Annotated in this window: 15 protein-coding genes; 5 read left to right on the forward strand and 10 right to left on the reverse strand. The window is 70.5% G+C overall.

All coding sequences use genetic code 11. The annotated features are described in order from the left end of the window. Positions 1-81: 81 nt before the first annotated feature. The 6 genes from purL to AB0E90_RS41540 form a co-directional block, all read right to left on the reverse strand. Entirely contained in the window at positions 82-2,739 is a 2,658-nt protein-coding gene (purL, locus tag AB0E90_RS41515) for a phosphoribosylformylglycinamidine synthase subunit PurL (RefSeq protein ID WP_360417807.1), read from the reverse strand. Beyond that, positions 2,739-3,449 carry a phosphoribosylformylglycinamidine synthase subunit PurQ gene (gene purQ / locus AB0E90_RS41520; protein WP_360417886.1) on the reverse strand — a complete coding sequence of 237 codons (711 nt, stop codon included), beginning with the start codon at positions 3,447-3,449 and terminating at the stop codon, positions 2,739-2,741. Before purQ ends, purL begins: the two co-directional genes overlap by 1 nt. Then, the gene (gene purS, locus AB0E90_RS41525) at positions 3,446-3,688 is read right to left on the reverse strand and encodes a phosphoribosylformylglycinamidine synthase subunit PurS (RefSeq protein WP_360417808.1); all 243 of its coding nucleotides are present in this window, start codon (positions 3,686-3,688) and stop codon (positions 3,446-3,448) included. Before purS ends, purQ begins: the two co-directional genes overlap by 4 nt. Before the next feature lie 339 nt (positions 3,689-4,027). After that, positions 4,028-5,449, reverse strand: a complete 1,422-nt coding sequence (gene purB / locus AB0E90_RS41530) for an adenylosuccinate lyase (protein WP_360417809.1) — start codon at positions 5,447-5,449, stop codon at positions 4,028-4,030. Further along, entirely contained in the window at positions 5,446-6,804 is a 1,359-nt protein-coding gene (locus AB0E90_RS41535; RefSeq protein WP_360417810.1) for an MFS transporter, read from the reverse strand. The genes purB and AB0E90_RS41535 overlap by 4 nt, the downstream gene beginning before the upstream one ends. After that, a complete protein-coding gene (locus tag AB0E90_RS41540; protein WP_360417811.1) occupies positions 6,801-7,337 on the reverse strand; it encodes a helix-turn-helix domain-containing protein in 537 nt (178 codons plus the stop codon). The genes AB0E90_RS41535 and AB0E90_RS41540 overlap by 4 nt, the downstream gene beginning before the upstream one ends. Positions 7,338-7,469: 132 nt before the next feature. Here AB0E90_RS41540 and AB0E90_RS41545 point away from each other — a divergent pair, with 132 nt between their 5' ends. Continuing rightward, the gene (locus AB0E90_RS41545) at positions 7,470-7,922 is read left to right on the forward strand and encodes an SCP2 sterol-binding domain-containing protein (RefSeq protein WP_360417812.1); all 453 of its coding nucleotides are present in this window, start codon (positions 7,470-7,472) and stop codon (positions 7,920-7,922) included. Positions 7,923-7,957: 35 nt separating this feature from the next. On the opposite strand, the gene purD is transcribed toward AB0E90_RS41545, so the two are convergent. Next, complete coding sequence (gene purD / locus AB0E90_RS41550) at positions 7,958-9,199, reverse strand: phosphoribosylamine--glycine ligase (RefSeq protein WP_360417813.1); 1,242 nt, start codon at positions 9,197-9,199, stop codon at positions 7,958-7,960. 117 nt (positions 9,200-9,316) lie between these two features. Between purD and AB0E90_RS41555 the strand changes: the two genes are divergently transcribed. From AB0E90_RS41555 to AB0E90_RS41565, 3 genes are read left to right on the forward strand one after another with little or no spacing between them, the layout of a single operon-like run. Then, positions 9,317-10,606 carry an adenylosuccinate synthase gene (locus AB0E90_RS41555; RefSeq protein ID WP_360417814.1) on the forward strand — a complete coding sequence of 430 codons (1,290 nt, stop codon included), beginning with the start codon at positions 9,317-9,319 and terminating at the stop codon, positions 10,604-10,606. Between the two features lie 4 nt (positions 10,607-10,610). After that, positions 10,611-11,585 (forward strand): hypothetical protein, encoded by a 975-nt coding sequence (locus tag AB0E90_RS41560; protein WP_360417815.1) that lies wholly within the window; start codon positions 10,611-10,613, stop codon positions 11,583-11,585. Between the two features lie 53 nt (positions 11,586-11,638). Next, positions 11,639-13,390 carry a ParA family protein gene (locus tag AB0E90_RS41565; RefSeq protein ID WP_360417816.1) on the forward strand — a complete coding sequence of 584 codons (1,752 nt, stop codon included), beginning with the start codon at positions 11,639-11,641 and terminating at the stop codon, positions 13,388-13,390. Between the two features lie 10 nt (positions 13,391-13,400). Here AB0E90_RS41565 and AB0E90_RS41570 read toward each other — a convergent pair whose 3' ends face one another. Both AB0E90_RS41570 and AB0E90_RS41575 read right to left on the reverse strand, forming a co-directional pair. Next, the gene (locus AB0E90_RS41570; RefSeq protein ID WP_360417817.1) at positions 13,401-13,823 is read right to left on the reverse strand and encodes a DUF3151 domain-containing protein; all 423 of its coding nucleotides are present in this window, start codon (positions 13,821-13,823) and stop codon (positions 13,401-13,403) included. Positions 13,824-13,865: 42 nt separating this feature from the next. Then, positions 13,866-14,876, reverse strand: coding sequence for an ADP-ribosylglycohydrolase family protein (locus AB0E90_RS41575; protein WP_360417818.1), 1,011 nt, complete (start codon positions 14,874-14,876; stop codon positions 13,866-13,868). Between AB0E90_RS41575 and AB0E90_RS41580 the strand changes: the two genes are divergently transcribed. Next, the gene (locus AB0E90_RS41580; RefSeq protein WP_360417819.1) at positions 14,875-16,071 is read left to right on the forward strand and encodes a hypothetical protein; all 1,197 of its coding nucleotides are present in this window, start codon (positions 14,875-14,877) and stop codon (positions 16,069-16,071) included. The genes AB0E90_RS41575 and AB0E90_RS41580 overlap by 2 nt on opposite strands. A gap of 1 nt (position 16,072) precedes the next feature. On the opposite strand, the gene AB0E90_RS41585 is transcribed toward AB0E90_RS41580, so the two are convergent. Further along, on the reverse strand, positions 16,073-16,594 hold the full coding sequence (locus AB0E90_RS41585) for a hypothetical protein (protein ID WP_360417820.1): 522 nt from the start codon (positions 16,592-16,594) through the stop codon (positions 16,073-16,075). Positions 16,595-16,677: the final 83 nt, after the last annotated feature.

Below are 16,677 nucleotides of genomic sequence, written 5' to 3' on the forward strand. Positions count from 1 at the left end.
GCGGGCCCCATCTTCGTCTATGGGCAGAACGATGAAAGCCGGCCAGCGTGGACGCTGACCGGCTTTATCGGTGTTCGTGGATCAGTCGGTGGCCGGCTCGATCGGCCCACCCGGCAGCGCGTCGCCAGTCGGCTCGGCGATCTCCAGCGTCACCGACCGCACCGGCTCGTCCCCATCAGGCGTGTCCGAACCGGCAGCCTCCGCGCTGGCAGCCTCCGCGCTGGCAGCCTCCGCGCTGGAGGGCGCCGCGCTGGCGGGCGCCGCGCTGGCGGGCGCCGCGCTGGCGGGCGCCGAGCCGACCGGCGCCGAGGCGCCTTCCGGATCGCCGTGCCGCCGGGCCAGCTCCGCCACCCCGCCGAACAGCTTCGGCAGCGTCGACGACCAGGCCTCGCGCACCTCGGCCAGCGGGATCTCGAACTGCTCGCGCACCTCGAGCACCGGCTCAGCGATCGTGACGCCGATCGGCGTGCAGGGCACGCCGTATTCGGCGGCGAGCGACGTGAACGCCTTGTCGTGCCCGCGCGGCACGGCCACGATCGCCCGGCTCGCCGACTCGCTGAACAGCTGGACGAACGCGGTGTTGCCGTCGTCGGCGGGCAGCGTCACCCGGGCGCCGACGTCACGACGCAGGCAGCTTTCCACCAGCGCCTGCGCGAGACCACCGTCGGAGAGATCGTGCGCGGCGGCGACGTGGCCGGCCTTCGAGGCCCGCGACATCAGCGCACCGAGCCGCTGCTCGTTCATCAGGTCGATCTTGGGCGGGCGGCCGCCGAGGTGGCCGTGGGTGACCCACGCCCACTCCGAGCCGGACAGCTCGCAGGTCGTCTCGCCGAGAAGGAACAGCAGGTCGCCATCGCCGGTCGGCGGGAAGAAACCCATCGGGACGCGACGGGTCACGTCGTCGAAGATGCCGAGCACGCCGACCACCGGGGTCGGGTGGATCGCCGCGGCGCCGGTCTGGTTGTAGAAGCTGACGTTGCCGCCGGTCACCGGGGTGCCCAGCTGCTGACAGCCGTCGGCGAGACCGCGCACGGCCTCGGCGAACTGCCACATCACCGCCGGGTCCTCGGGCGAGCCGAAGTTGAGGCAGTCGGTGACCGCGACCGGCTCGGCACCGGTGATCGCGACGTTGCGGAACGCCTCGGCCAGCGCGAGCTTGGCGCCCTCGTAGGGATCCAAGCGGGCGAACCGGCCGTTGCCGTCGACCGACAGGGCCACCCCGAGGTTGGTGCGCTCGTCGATGCGCAGCACACCGGAGTCTTCCGGCTGGGCCAGAACCGTGTTGCCCAGGACGTATCGGTCGTACTGCTCGGTCACCCAGGTCTTGTCGCACAGGTTCGGCGACGCGGCCATCCGCAGCACGGTCTCGCGCAGCTCGTCGCCGGTGGCCGGCCGCGGCAGCGTCTCGGCCCGGTCGGCCTGCAGCAGGATCAGGTCGCCGGGCTCACGGATCGGCCGGGCGTAGACCGGGCCGTCGTCGGCGAGCGAGCCGGGCGGCACGTCGACCACCACGTGGTCGTTCCAGGTGATCACCAGCCGGCCCGGGGTGCCGTCCGCCTCGGCCGAGGTGACCTCGCCGATCGCGGTGGCCCAGACGCCCCACTTCTCGGCGACGCCCAGCACGGCGGCCAGGTTTTCCGGCGTGACGATCAGGAGCATCCGCTCCTGCGACTCGCTGGCCAGGATCTCGGTGGGCGACATGGACGCCTCACGCAGCGGCACCCGCTCAAGCCACACCCGCATGCCGGTGCCGGCCGCGGCCGCGGTCTCGGTGAGCGCGCAGGTCAGGCCGGCGCCGCCGAGGTCCTGGATGCCGGCGACCAGGCCGGCGTCGTAGAGCTCGAGGCAGCTCTCGATGAGCAGCTTCTCCATGAACGGGTCGCCGACCTGCACCGACGGGCGGCGCTGCTCGGCCCCGTCGTCGAAGGTGGCCGACGCGAGCACGGAGACGCCGCCGATGCCGTCCCGGCCGGTGCGCGCACCGAGCAGCACGACGACATTGCCGACGCCGGCCGCTTCCTTGTGCTGCAGCCGCGAGACCGGCAGCACGCCGATGCTCAGCGCGTTGACCAGCGGGTTGCCCTGGTAGGTCGGGTCGAAGACGATCTCGCCGCCGATGTTGGGCAGGCCCAGGCAGTTGCCGTAACCGCCGATGCCGGCGACCACGCCGGGCAGCACCCGGGCGGTGTCGGGGTGGTCGGCCGCGCCGAAACGCAGCGGGTCCATCACCGCGATCGGCCGGGCGCCCATGGCGAGGATGTCGCGCACGATGCCGCCGACGCCGGTGGCCGCGCCCTGGTAGGGCTCGACGAAGCTCGGGTGGTTGTGCGACTCGACCTTGAAGGTGACCGCGAGCTCGTCCGAGATCTGCACGACGCCGGCGTTCTCCCCGATGCCCGCCAGCATCCGGGTGTTCGGCGGAGTCTTCTCGCCGAACTGGCGCAGGTGCACCTTGCTCGACTTGTAGGAGCAATGCTCGCTCCACATGATCGAGTACATCGCGAGTTCGGAAGCGGTGGGCCGGCGACCGAGAATCTGCCGGATCCGGTCGTACTCATCGTCCTTGAGGCCCAGATCCGTGTGCGGCTGCAGCTCGTTTGCCGTTTGGAAGGCACGCTCCACGGTGTCCGGAGCGCCGGCGAACTCGTTGATCAGCACATCGGTTGCGGCGAAGCCGGTCGACTTCTTCTCGCTCGGCGCCGCCGCGCCGCTGGTCGCCGTGTCCGGCTGCGAGGTCATTACTGGTGTCCCCCTGATTGCTGCCCGCCCGCGGTCGCCCCGGCCAGGGCGCGCAGGACGGAGGTGAAGAAGCCGAGGCCATCGAGCGACGGGCCGGTCAGCGCCTCCACGGCGTGTTCCGGGTGCGGCATGATGCCGACGACGTTGCCGGCCTCGTTGGTGATCGCGGCGATGTCACGCTGCGAACCGTTCGGGTTGCCCTTGATGTAACGCGCGACGATGCGGCCCTCGGCCTCGAGCTCGTCCAGCGTGCGCTGGTCGGCGACGTAGCAGCCCTCGCCGTTCTTCACCGGGATCAGGACCTCCTGGCCCCCGGTGAATCCGTTGGTCCACGCGGTGTCGGTCGACTCGACGCGCAGCCACTGGTCGCGGTTACGGAAGTGCAGGTGCTGATTGCGGGTGAGCGCACCAGGCAAGAGGTGCGCCTCGCAGAGGACCTGGAAGCCGTTGCAGATGCCGAGCACCGGCAGGCCGCCGCGGGCCGCGTCGATGACCGACTCCATCACCGGGGCGAAGCGGGCGATCGCGCCACAGCGAAGGTAGTCGCCATAGGAGAAGCCGCCGGGCAGCACCACGGCGTCCACGCCGTGTAGATCGGAGTCGCCATGCCAGAGACGCACGGCCTCGGCGCCGGCGAGGCGCGCGGCGCGGGCCGCGTCCCCGTCGTCGAGTGATCCGGGGAAGGTGACCACACCGATACGCATGGTCAGGCGACCTCCGCCACATTCACCGTGAAGTCTTCGATCACGGGGTTGGCGAGGAGTTTGTCGGCGATCTCGTTGACCCGATCGAGGTCGGCCTCACCGGCGAACTCGATCTCGATCCGTCGGCCGATGCGGACGGAGGAGACATCGTTGACGCCGAGCCTGGGCAGCGCGTTCGCAACCGCCTGGCCCTGCGGATCGAGGATCTCCGGCTTGAGCATGACGTCGACCACGACGCGAGCCACGGGCACTCCTGACTGATAGATGTGAGCACCGGCAGCCTACCTTGTGAAGCCCGGCACCGACCCATCGGCCGGTGTCGGCAGAGCGACGTTTGCCCTTCTGACCAGGGCACTTCGCCGGTGATCTAGAGCGTGGTCAAGATCAACCCGAGAGGGCCATCACACGGTGTTATGTGCGATCTGAGGTGTAGGCGGCGCGGCCGTTTCTACCTACTCTTCAGTACATCGATCTCCGTACGGCCGGGTGGGGGCGCCCCCGCCACCACCCGGCAGGAGCTCTCGAGCAGATTCCGCCGAGGTGCGACGTGAGGGTCGAGCTCCGTTGCGCCTCGGCGGCACGACTTACAGGATCGGGCCGGGCGCGTAGTGCGCCGCCGCGGGGTGCGCCGCCACGATCGCGGCCACCCGGTCGGCCACCCCGGCCACCTGCGAGGACGCCGCGCCCACGAAAGCCGCCCGGTCAGCCACCAGGGTGTCGATCTCGCCGCGCGAGAGCCGCAGTCGCTCGTCGCCGGCCAGCCGGTCGAAGAGGTCGTTGACCGCCGCGCCCTTCTCTCGCATCGCCAGCGCTACCCCGACCGAGTGCTCCTTGATCACCTCGTGTGCGGTCTCCCGGCCGACGCCCTTGCGCACCGCCGCCACCAGGATCTTCGTGCTGGCCAGGAACGGCAGGAAGCGGTCGAGCTCGCGGGCGATCACCGCGGGGTAGGCGCCGAACTCGTCGAGCACGGTCAGGAACGTCTGGAACAGGCCGTCGGTGGCGAAGAACGCGTCCGGCAGCGCCACCCGGCGCACCACCGAACAGGAGACGTCGCCCTCGTTCCACTGGTCGCCGGCCAGCTCGCCGACCATCGACAGGTAACCGCGGACGATCACCGCCAGGCCGTTGACCCGCTCCGACGAGCGCGTGTTCATCTTGTGCGGCATCGCCGACGAGCCCACCTGGCCCGCCTTGAAGCCCTCGGTGACCAGCTCCTGGCCGACCATCAGCCGAACCGTGGTGGCCAGCGACGACGGACCGGCGGTGACCTGAGCCAGGGCCGACACCACATCGAAGTCGAGCGAGCGCGGATAGACCTGCCCGACGCTGCTGAGCACCCGGTTGAAGCCCAGGTGGCCGGCGACCCGCTGCTCCAGCTGGGCCAGCGCGTCGAAGTCGCCGTCGAGCAGGTCGAGCTGGTCGGCCGAGGTGCCTACCGGGCCCTTGATGCCACGCAACGGATAGCGGCCGATCAGGTCGTCGAGCCGCTCGTACGCGATGAGCAGCTCCTGCGCCGCCGAAGCGAATCGTTTGCCCAGCGTGGTGGCCTGCGCCGCAACGTTGTGCGAGCGGCCGGTCAGGACCAGGTCGGAGTATTCGACCGCGCGCTCGACGAGCCGGGCCAGGGTGGTGACCACCCGCTCGCGGATCAGCTCGAGCGAGGCGCGGATCTGCAGCTGCTCGACATTTTCGGTCAGGTCGCGGGAGGTCATCCCCTTGTGGATCTGCTCGAAGCCGGCGAGGGCGCTGAACTCCTCGATGCGCGCCTTCACGTCGTGCCGGGTGACCCGCTCGCGCGCCGCGATCGAGGCCAGGTCTACGTGGTCGAGCACCGATTCATACGCCTCGACGGCGCCCTCGGGCACCCCCACGCCGAGATCGCGCTGGGCGCGCAGCACGGCGAGCCAGAGCCGGCGCTCCATCCTGATCTTTTCCTCCGGCGACCACAGGTCGGTGAGCTCGGCGGAGGCGTAGCGGGCGGCCAGCACGTTCGGGATCGTCACGCGACCGATTCTTTCACGAGCTCGTTTTCCGGCTCGGGCAGCTTGTGCGGCAGCGTGCGCACATCCCGGCTGCTCAGCTGGCCCACGAAGGCGACCGTCATCAACACCCCGGCCCCGATCAGGGCGGCCTCGGCGCCGACCGCGTGCGAGATCGGCCCGATCGCCATCTCGCCGATCGGGATCGCCACGAACGAGCCGACCATGTCGTAGGAGTAGACCCGGGCCAGCTTGTCCGCCGGGATGTGCTCCTGCATCGTGGTCTCCCAGGCCACGCCGAACTGCTCCAGCCCGGCGCCGGCGATCAGCGAGCTGACGGCCAGCACCCAGAAGTTCGGGTAGATGCCGAGCAGGAAGACCGGCACGGCCAGCAAGGCGCACGCTGCGACGCCGAAGTAGAGCAGCCGCCGCAGCCGCAACCGCAGCGCGATCAAGCCACCGATGATCATACCGGCGGTCTGCGCGGCGAGCACGAAACCCCAGGCCCGGCGGCCGAAGGTGTCGTCCGCGACGACCGGTCCGAGCACGAAGAGCGCGCCCGCCCAGGCCATGTTGGCCAGGCAGAAGCCTGCGACGACCACCCACAGCCAGGTCCGGGACCGGAATTCGGACCACCCACTACGAAGATCAAAAACAATTCCAGGGCGCTTTTCCGGTACGGCGTCGGCCGCCCCCGCCAGGCCGAAATCCTCGCTCGGCACCCCTGAGGCCACCTCCTCGGCGACCCGCTCCCCCGGGACGGCCGTCAGCGCCACCTCCGCCTTGCTCCGGGACATCGCCAGCCCGAGGCCCGCGAAGCAGACCGCCGAGAGCAGGAAGGTGATCGCGTCCACCGCGATGCCCCAGCCCGGACCGACCGCGGCGACCACGATGCCGGCCGCCGGCGCACCCAGGATGGCCGCGCCGTTCAGGAAGATCCGGCCGATCGCGTTCGCCTGCTGACGGATGTCGGCCGGCACGGTCTGCGGCAGGATCGACGCGCTCGCCGGCAGGGCCAGCGCACCCACCATGCCGTTGATCGCCGCCAGCCCGATGAGCAGCGGAATCGTGGCGCTGTGCGTGAGCACCAGAACCGCCACGACGCCCTGGGTGAGCCCGGCGGCCACACTCGAGCCGACCATCAGCAGGTTTTTCGGCAGCCGGTCGGCGAGAACGCCGCCGAAGAGCAGGAACGCGACATTGACCACCGTGCGGGCGCCGACCACGAAGCCCAGGTCGGTGGCGGAGCCGGTGAGGTCGAGGACCGCGAAGGCGAGCGCGATCGGGGCGAACGAGTTGCCGATCGCGTTGATCGTGCGCCCGGCGAGCAGGAACCGGAACGGGCGATGCCGGAGAGGGGCGGTGCTGCTGGCTTTCATTCGGACTCCATCTCGAACATGGCAGCGGTGGTGCTCGTGCGGATGGTGCCGGGGGTGCGCGGCGCCTGGGCCACGTGGTGCAGCTCGGTCAGCGCCTCGGAGACCCGGGTGCGGATCTCGTCCCACTTCTGCGGGTCGACCCAGAGCTCGGCATCGGCGAGGACCTTGCTGCTGGGCAGGAAGTGCGCGTCCCTCGTACGGCGGATCAGCTCGTGGGCGAAGGCCGCGAAGTCGGCCCGGAGTTGCTCGTCGCTGAGCGGTCCCCGGCCGAGTCGTTGCTGATGCTCGTAGGCGACGTCGTAGCGGTAGCGCTTGGCGATGCCGCCGCGAATCTTCTCCTCGCTCTCCACGAAGATCAGGCCGCCGGAGAGCAGGTTGCGTAGGTGGTAACTGGCGTTGGCGTGGGTGAGGCCGAGCTCGCGGGCAACCTCGGCCGCGGTCATCGGGGCGGCCGTGAGCAGCGACATGATCCGCAGCCGTACCGGATGAGCCATGGCGCGCAGCGCTGCTTTGTTTTCCTCTCCCAAAGACATGTTGGGGAGTCTAGACACACCGCCGCCCGACTGTCCAACAGTTGTTTGGGAGTGGCACACTGCACGAAGACGCGGCATTCTCGCTAGGGTTACTGGCGAGTAGCTAAGGCGCAGATACCGAAAGGTCCACCGATGACTGCATTCAACGTCGAGTCGCTCTCCGAGATCGGTCCCAAGGAGTTCGCTCAGCTCGTCAAGTCGACGCCGGATTCGCAGATCGCCGAGGTCATGGCCGGCGATTCGCGCACCAAGATCCTCGACGAGGTCTTCAACCGGATGCCCCAGCTGTTCCGCGCCGAGAAGGCCGGCAGCACTTCGGCCGTCATCCACTGGATCATCACGGGCGGCGCCGCCGGCGCGAGCGACACCTACGAGACGGTGATCGAGAACGGCGCCTGCACGGTGACCAACAAGGCCGAGCGTGAGCCGAAGCTCGCCATGACCATGGACCCGGTCACGTTCCTCAAGGTCGTCTCGGGCGATGGCAACCCGATGATGATGTTCATGACCGGCAAGATCAAGGCGAAGGGCGACCTGGCCCTGGCGGCCAACGTAGCCAAGCTCTTCGACATCCCGAAGGCCTGACGCGAAAAGGGGCCGGCCGTGGCCGGCCCCTTTTCTCAGATCTTGATCCGGCCCTCGAGGGCGTTCAGCGCGATGTCGGTGCGGTATTGCGCACCGTCCAGGCGGATGCCGTCGATCAGGGCGTAAGCCGATGCGCGCGCGGCGGCCAGGTCGGACCCGACGGTCGTCACGCTGAGGACCCGGCCGCCCGCGGAGACCAGGGCGCCGTCGTCGCGACGGGCGGTGCCGGCGTGGATCACGCCGGCCGCTCCGGCACCCTCGATCACGTCGCCGATGCGCGGCGTACCGGGATAGTTCGCGCTGGCCACCACGACCGTGACGGCCGCTCCGTCGTGCCAGAGCAGCGGCGGGTGCCCGGCCAGCCGGCCGGTCGCGGCCGCGTGCAGCAGACCGGCGATCGGCGTGTCCAGCAGCGCGAGCACCACCTGGGTCTCCGGGTCGCCGAAGCGCGCGTTGAACTCGATGACCTTGGGACCGTCCGGGGTGAGCGCCAGTCCGACATAGAGCAGACCGGCGAACGGGGTGCCCCGCTTGCGCATCTCGGCCAGGGTCGGCTCGACCACCTCGCGCATCACCTGCGGCACCAGATCGTCCGGCGCCCAGTCCAGTGGCGCGTACGCCCCCATGCCGCCGGTGTTCGGGCCGGCGTCGCCGTCGGCCAGCCGCTTGAAGTCCTGGGCCGGCATCAGCGGCACCGTCGCGGTGCCGTCGGTGACCACGAAGAGGGAGACCTCGGGACCGGGGAGGAACTCCTCGATCACCACCGTGCCACACTCCGCCGCATGGGAGCGGGCCTCCTCGATGCTGGACGTGACGACGACGCCCTTGCCGGCGGCCAGGCCGTCGTTCTTGACCACGTAGGGCGCACCGAGCTCGGCGAGAGCTCGATCCACCGAGTCCGGCGAACTGCACGCGTAGGACCGGGCGGTCGGCACCCCGGCCGCGGCCATCACATCGTTGGCGAACGCTTTCGAGCCCTCGAGCTGGGCAGCCGCGGCGCTCGGCCCGAAGCAGGCGATGCCCTTGGCCCGCACCGCGTCGGCCACGCCGGCCACCAGCGGCGCCTCCGGCCCGATCACCACCAGGTCGGCGGCCACTTCGACGGCCAGTGCGGCCACCGCCGCGGGGTCCGTCGCCACGACGTCATAGAGAACCGCGGCCTGCGCAATGCCGGGGTTGCCCGGGGCAGCGGCCAGGAAGTCGACGGCGGGGTCGGCAGCGAGTTCGACGGCGAGGGCGTGTTCACGCCCGCCGGAACCGATCAGAAGTACGCGCACGACCGCCGATCCTACCGGCGGGCTCCTTCCGCACATCGCACCGCAGGTCGGTCGCGTAAACTTCGGCAGTACCCGGACTTTCCCGAGTACGACTGTTCTACGGAAGGCGTCACGGAAGTGCCGGTGATCGTGTTGGTCGGCGCCCAATGGGGCGACGAGGGCAAGGGCAAGGCCACTGACCTGCTGGGCGACCGTCTCGACTATGTCGTCAAGTTCAACGGTGGCAACAACGCCGGTCACACCGTGGTGATCAAGGGCGAGAAATACGCGCTGCACCTGCTGCCCAGCGGCATCCTGACGCCGGGCGTGACCCCGGTGATCGGCAACGGTGTGGTGGTCGACCTGGCGGTTCTGTTCCAGGAGATCGACGGTCTCGAGGCGCGTGGCATCGACACGTCCCGCCTGCGGATCAGCGCGAACGCGCACGTCATCGCGTCCTACAACCGCACGCTCGACAAGGTGAGCGAGCGTTACCTGGGCGCCCGGCGGATCGGCACCACCGGCCGGGGCATCGGCCCGGCGTACGCCGACAAGATGAACCGGGTCGGCATCCGCATCCAGGACCTCTTCGACGAGTCGATCCTGCGGCAGAAGGTCGAGGCGGCCCTCTCCTTCAAGAACCAGGTGCTGTCGAAGATCTACAACCGCCAGGCGGTCAAGGTCGACGAGGTGGTCAAGGAACTGCTGTCCTACGTCGACCGTCTCCGGCCCTACGTCGGTGACACCGCGCTCGAGCTGTCCCAGGCGCTGGACGAGGGCAAGGTCGTGCTGTGCGAGGCCGGCCAGGCCACGCTGCTCGACGTCGACCACGGCACCTACCCGTTCGTGACCAGCTCGAACGCCACGGCCGGCGGCGCCTGCACCGGCTCCGGCATCCCGCCGACCCGGATCGACCGGGTGGTCGCCGTGCTCAAGGCGTTCACCAGTCGCGTCGGCGAGGGCCCGTTCCCCACCGAGCTGCACGACAAGTTCGGCGACTACCTGCGCGAGGTCGGCCACGAGTACGGCACGACCACCGGCCGCCCGCGCCGCATCGGCTGGCTCGACCTGGTCATCGGCCGGTACGCCCAGCGGATCAACGGAGTCACCGACTTCGCACTGACCAAGCTCGACAACTACGACGATCTCGACGAGATCCCGGTGTGTGTCGCCTACGAGGTCAACGGCGTCCGGCACGACGAGATGCCGATCAACCAGACCGACTTCCACCACGCGCTGCCGGTCTTCGAGACGCTGCCCGGCTGGAAGTCGGACATCTCCGGCTGCCGTACGTTCGAGGATCTGCCGAAGGACGCGCAGCGTTTCGTCGAGTTCGTCGAGCAGCGGATCGGCGCCCGCATCTCCATCGTCGGCGTCGGCCCGGGCCGCGAGGCCGTCATCGAGCGCCACTCGGTCCTGGGCGGCTGACTCGATGTTCGACGTCGTGATCCTGAGCCTGGCCGAGGGCGCGGGTCCGTCGGTGGACGCGTGCGGAGCCGGGGGCTGCGGTGGTTGCGGCTCCGTGGAAAAGGAGTCGTGCGCCGCCCCGCGCGTCCCGGTGCTGCAGTGTGCCGACGCTCTGGAAAAGGCCGGCGCACGCGTCGAGATGATCACCGCGGGCTCCGACAGCGAGATCGACGCGGTCCTGAAACGGCTCGACGGCCCACCCCGGCCGGACGGCCTGACCTGGCCCGATGTCGAGAGCAAGACCAGGCTCGTGGTGGCGAGCGCGGTCGACGGCCAGTTGCGCGCCGTCTTGCGACGGCTGGTCCGGCGGTACGCTCCGCCCCCCAGCAAACGCCCCGACGACCTCGCCACCGGCCGGACGGTTCCGGACCTGCCGCCGGTGGCCCTGCTCCCGCTCGACGCCACCAGCACCACCGACCTGGCCGCCCAGCTCGGCCTGCCGCGCACGCCGGCCGAGGTCGCCACCGCGGTCCTCCACGGCCCGGTCCGCCGGCTCGACCTGCTGCGCAACGACGGCGGCTCGGTCACCGTGGACGGCGCCCTGGTCGGCGGCGCCGACGACGACGGTCGCGCGGTGGCCTGGCGCGGCCGGATCGAGGTGGACGACAAGGTTCTCTCCGACGGCACCGACCAGATCCTGGCCTGCGCGATCGGCAACGGCGGCGGCTACGCCGAGTTCGACGGCCTGCGGCTGCTGACCGACGGCGATCCGACCGACGGCCGGGTCGAGGTGGCCGTCGCGGTGCCGAAGGTCGTCAAGCAGCGGTTCCGGCGCGGCACGAGGATGCAGATCGAGGTGCGCCGGGCCTCCGGTCGCGCGGTGTCCGTGCTGCCCCGCGACGGCGAGTTGCAGTTCCTCGACGACGGCGTGGGTGGATCGATGAACCGCAAGCGTTCCTGGTGGACGGAGGCCGGCGCGTGGGCGGTGTACGCGGGCTGACCTACTGTGCAACTCTGAGGTAGTACGGAAGTACGAACGGGAGGACGCTTCAAGTGACGGACGAGCACCCCGACCGCGTCTACGTCCCGGGGGCCGGCAACACACCCCCCGATCGGGATGTGGAACCGTTCTGGGCACCGGAGGAGCTGGAAGCCCCGGTGCACGGCGGCCGGCCCGTTCCGCACGAGACGCCTCCGGCCGTGCCGATCCCCGGTCCGGGCACCGGTGTCTACCGTCCCGATCGGCCGATGCCGGCGCCGCCTCCGGCCGTGCCGGTCCCGCCGCCCACCGTGCCACCGATGGGTCCGGTGATCTACGGCCAGGGCATCCCGGCGCAGCGTCCGCCCACCCAGGCCTGGCCCAACCTGGAGCCGGCCGCGGGCGAGCCGGCCCCGAACGAGCCACCGACGATGGCCCAGCAGGCCGAGCCGACGTCGGACCCAGGTGTTCACGGCAGCCCGGATTCGCCCTGGTCACAGCCCCCGCAGCAGCGGCCGGCGCCGCCGGAGCAGCCGCCTGCGCCACCCTCGCGTGCGACCGCCACGGTCCCGGTGCCCAACGTGCCCCGCCCCGAGACGCCCCCGCCGCCACCGCAGCAGCAACCGGCTCCTGCTCCGGCTCCGGAGAACGGCCAGATCTACCGCCCGCAGCCGCCGCAACAGCCCGGCCCAGGCCCGCAACAACAGCAGCAGCCTGGCCCGGCCCCGCAATACGGCCCGGTGCCCCCGCCGCAGCAGCAGCGCCCGCCGGCGCCACCACCCGGCCCGTACCCGCCGACCATGCAGCCACCCCAGCAGCCGCAACCCGGCCCGGCGCCGGCCCCCGGTCCCGGCCCGGCCGATCCGTTCCAGGATCTCGGCTGGATCTCCGACGGCACCCCGACGGCCGAGGAGTTCGCCCGCCGCCGCCTGGCCAAGCCGGCCGAGCCGGTCGCCACCATGGGCCCCCGGGCGATCCTCCGCAAGGGCACCGCCGGCCTGGTCAAGCTCGCGCCGAGCAAGCGCGAGCAGGAGATCAAGCAGGACGTCGAAATGGTCCGCCGCAACTTCGGCGGCCTGCGCCAGGTCACGATCGTCAACCCGAAGGGCGGCGCCGGCAAGACCGTCGCCGTGCTGCTGCTGGCGATGACGTTCGGGCAGAAGCGCGGCGGTTACGTGCTGGCCTGGGACAACAACGAGACCCAGGGCACCCTCGGCATGCGCGCCCAGCAAGACTTCCACGCCCGCACGGTCCGCGACATGATGCGCGACCTGCACCTGTTCCGCGGCTCGCAGGGCCGGGTCGGCGACCTGTCGCAGTACGTCCGCGCCCAGGGCGAGGGCATGTTCGACGTGATGGCCTCGGACGAGTCGGCAACGGCCGGCGAGATGCTGACGGCGGGCGCGTTCGCCGAGATCCGCGAGATCGTCAGCCGCTTCTACAAGCTGATCTTCGTGGACACCGGCAACAACGTGCGCGCGCAAAATTGGCAGGCGGCGATCGACGCCACCGACCAGCTGGTGATCACCATGTCGGCCCGTAACGACTCGGCCGAGACCGCCGCCCGGATGCTCGACCACCTCGAGCAGAGCGGCCGGCAGCGGCTGGTCCGGCAGGCGGTCAGCGTGGTGACGATGCCGCCGACCAGGAAAGACATCGACCTGCCGGCGATCCGGAACCACTTCGCCGCCCGCACCCGGTCGGTGCTGATGGCGCCGTACGAAAAGTTGATCGACTCCGGCGAGCCGCTGCGTTACGGCCAGTTGTCCAGCAACACGCGAGATGCCTGGCTGAAGATCGCAGCGGCGGTCGCCGAAGGTCTTTAGGCCGAACGTCTCAGGACAGGGCGTCGGCCGCGGCCGGGTCGCTGTCGCGCAGGAACTGGGCGCAGCGGGCTGCCTCGTCCGCCTCACCGATGTCGGCGGCGGCCTTCGACAGGCTGTGCAGGCAGCGCAGGAAGCCCTGGTTGGGCCCGTGCGCCCAGGGCACCGGCCCGTGGCCCTTCCAGCCGTTGCGGCGCAGCGCGTCGAGGCCGCGGTGGTAACCGGTGCGGGCGTAGGCGTACGCGGTGACCGGCTCGCCGGCCTCCAGCGATTCGGCGGCCAGCGCCGCCCAGCCGCCGCTGAACGCCGGGTGATCGGCGGCAACCGTCTTGTAGGCGTCGGTGGTGCCGGTCTCGTAGGCGGCGGCGAGGGCCTTCTCGGCTGCCTCGTCGATGGGCAGGAGCGTGGTCGCTGGCTCGGGAAGCAGATTTTGCATAACCCCATTCAACCGGCCGCACCAGGATGAATTCCCGCCGGGTCAGTCCCAGGCCTCGGCGAGGCGGGCCAGCCGGTCGGTGTACTCGATCTGCCGCCGCCACGGCGCGGGCCACGCGTCGATGCCGAGCGCCGCGCCGGCGAAGGCGCCCGCGAGGCAGGCGATCGAGTCGGAGTCGCCGGAGGAGGCCGCGCCGCGTCCGAGCACCGCCACCGGCTCGTCCGGCGAGATCAGATAGCAGTAGAGCGCGGTGGCCAGCGCTTCCTCGGCGATCCACCCGGCCCCGGTGGCCAAGCACGGATCGCCGGCGAACGCACCCCGGGCGAGCGCCGCGGCCACCCGGTCCAGCGCGGCCAGGCACTCGTCCCAGCCGACCGCGATGAACTCCTCCGGCGACGAAACGCCGGGCTGCCGCCACAGCTCACCGAGCCACTCACCCCGGTAGACGCCCCGCTGCCGACGGCAGCGATCACGCAGGGCTTCGAGCAATTCTTTCGGCGCGAGACCCCCGACAAGCCAATTGCAGGCGTACGCCGTGAGCTCGCTCGCCGCCAGCCCGGTCGGATGGCCGTGCGTGAGTGCCGCCTGCAACTGAGCCGCCCCGGCCCGCTGGTCGTCGCTCAGCCCCGGCATCAGCCCGACCGGCGTGACCCGCATGTTGGCGCCACAACCCTTCGACTCGACCTGGGTGGCCTGCTGCCAGGGCCGCCCGTCGGACAGCGCACCGCAGGCTCGCAGGCAGGTCATGCCGGGCGCCCGGTTGTTGTCGGGGCTGATCGCCCAGTCGAGGAATGCCTGCCGCAGCAGCGGCTCCAGCGCCGCGGGCGTGATCTCCGGCGCGGCCAGCAGCGATTCGCCGACCGCCAGCGCCATCTGGGTGTCGTCGGTGACCAGCGCGGGCGTGCCGGTCAGGACGACCGGGCCGCCGGGTCCGTAACGGGCCACGATCGCCTCGTAGTCCATGAACTCGGTCGGTTTCCCGAACGCGTCCCCGTACGCCAGACCGTAGAGCGATCCCGCCGCGTTTTGCACGCTGGCTACCCTACGTTGCATGCCAGGCGATCCGCTGCACCCCGTCCTGGGCGGGGAGATCCCGTTCGACGACACCGAGCTCGAGGTCGAGTCCCGCGCCGAGTTCGAGTCTCATCTGGCGCGACGCTCGCTTGCCGGCCTGGTGATCCTGGGTCTGCGGCTCGACCTCGACCCGCCCGATTTCACCGGCGTCGACGTGACCGGCACGCTCTTCGTGGGCTGCCGGCTGGCGGACGACGTGGAGATCGACCTGATCCGGCGCGGGGCGCATCTGGTGCCGCCGTTCGACGCCCGGCCCTACCCGACCCATCCGGCCACTCTCTACACTCCCGAGGACCTGTCCTTCGGGTTCGCCGAGGGCGGCTTCGCCGGGATGTACGACACGACCATCTACCAGCACTTTCTCCACCACGGCGGGGCCTCGCCGGACATTCGCGAGGCGATCGCCCAGCGGCTGCACGACGCCGGCATCGACAACGCGCTCGGCAAGGCCCTGGCCGCCTGGGTGGCCAACCACGAGGCCAAGGCGGCGGTCGGGATCATGGGCGGCCACGCGGCGCCACGCGGCTCGGCGCCGTACGAGATGGCCGCGACGCTCGCCTGGCGGCTCGCCTCGGTGGGCCGGCTCGTGGTGACCGGCGGCGGCCCGGGAGTGATGGAGGCGGCCAACCTGGGCGCTTATTTCGCCAACCGGCCGGCCACCCAGCTCAAGTCCGCGATCGAGATCCTCGCGGACGCGCCCCACTTCGCCGATCACGATCCGTACACGGCGGCGGCCCTCGCGGTCCGGGCCGCCTTTCCGGCGCCGCCGACCGCGGCCAACGACGTGGTGGGCAAGCTGCGGCACGGCGGTCTGGCCTTACCCACCTGGTTGTACGGGCATGAGCCGGCCAACCTGTTTGCGGGTCAGATCGGCAAGTACTTCTCCAACGCCGTCCGGGAGGACTCGATCCTGCGGCTGGCCCGAGGTGGCATCGTCTTCGCGCCCGGCTGGGCCGGCACCGTCCAGGAGATCTTCCAGGCCGCTACGAAGACCTTCTACCAGACCGACGGGCCGTCCGGCGCGTTCGTCTTCCTGGGCGTCGACCACTGGCGCGATCTCCCGGTCGAGGCCCTGCTGAAGCCGCTGCTGGCCCGGTCACCGCACGGCGACCAGTCCAGCCTGATCGTGGTGACCGACTCGCTGGACGTGGCGATGGCCGCCTTGTCGAGATAAGTCAGGCGATGTGCACCCGGCGCCAGTTCGTCGCCGGCAGCTCGGTCTCCGGGACGTCGGTTATCCCGTTCTCGTCCATCGCGTTGAAGACCGCGAGGCGGGCGCTCTCGAACAGGAACTCCACCGCGTGCAGGATGCGCGGCCGCCACTCGGCCACCGTGACCAGCTCGATCACGTTCACCGCCCGGAGGATCTGGCCGCGCGCCAGGCGCAGCGCCGACACCGGATCGGGCCGCCAGTCGAAGTGCTCGTACCAGTCGATCGGCACGTTCAGATCGATCTGATTCCAAGTGATCGCACATTCATCGAATTTACGGTGAGTAATCTCGACGTGCGTCTGTCCGAAGTCGAGGATCACCGGGCCGTCGGCGAACCAGCCGCGCTCGGCGACATCCCACATCAGCCAGCTTGATCGCAATTTTCGGCCGATGAGCCGCACAAACCTGGTCCGGTGGACGGCCGCGAGGGCTTCCGCGTCGTGGTGCCACGCGGGCTCATAGCCCTCGATGCCCAGCACGATCATCAACCTCCAGTGAACCGGAGGACGATCGTACCCATACCTGTGAGTAACCCTGCAACACGAAGACGGACGGTCCCACGAAGGGA

The sequence above is a fragment of the Actinoplanes sp. NPDC026619 genome, assembly GCF_040638295.1.
Lineage (GTDB): Bacteria > Actinomycetota > Actinomycetes > Mycobacteriales > Micromonosporaceae > Actinoplanes.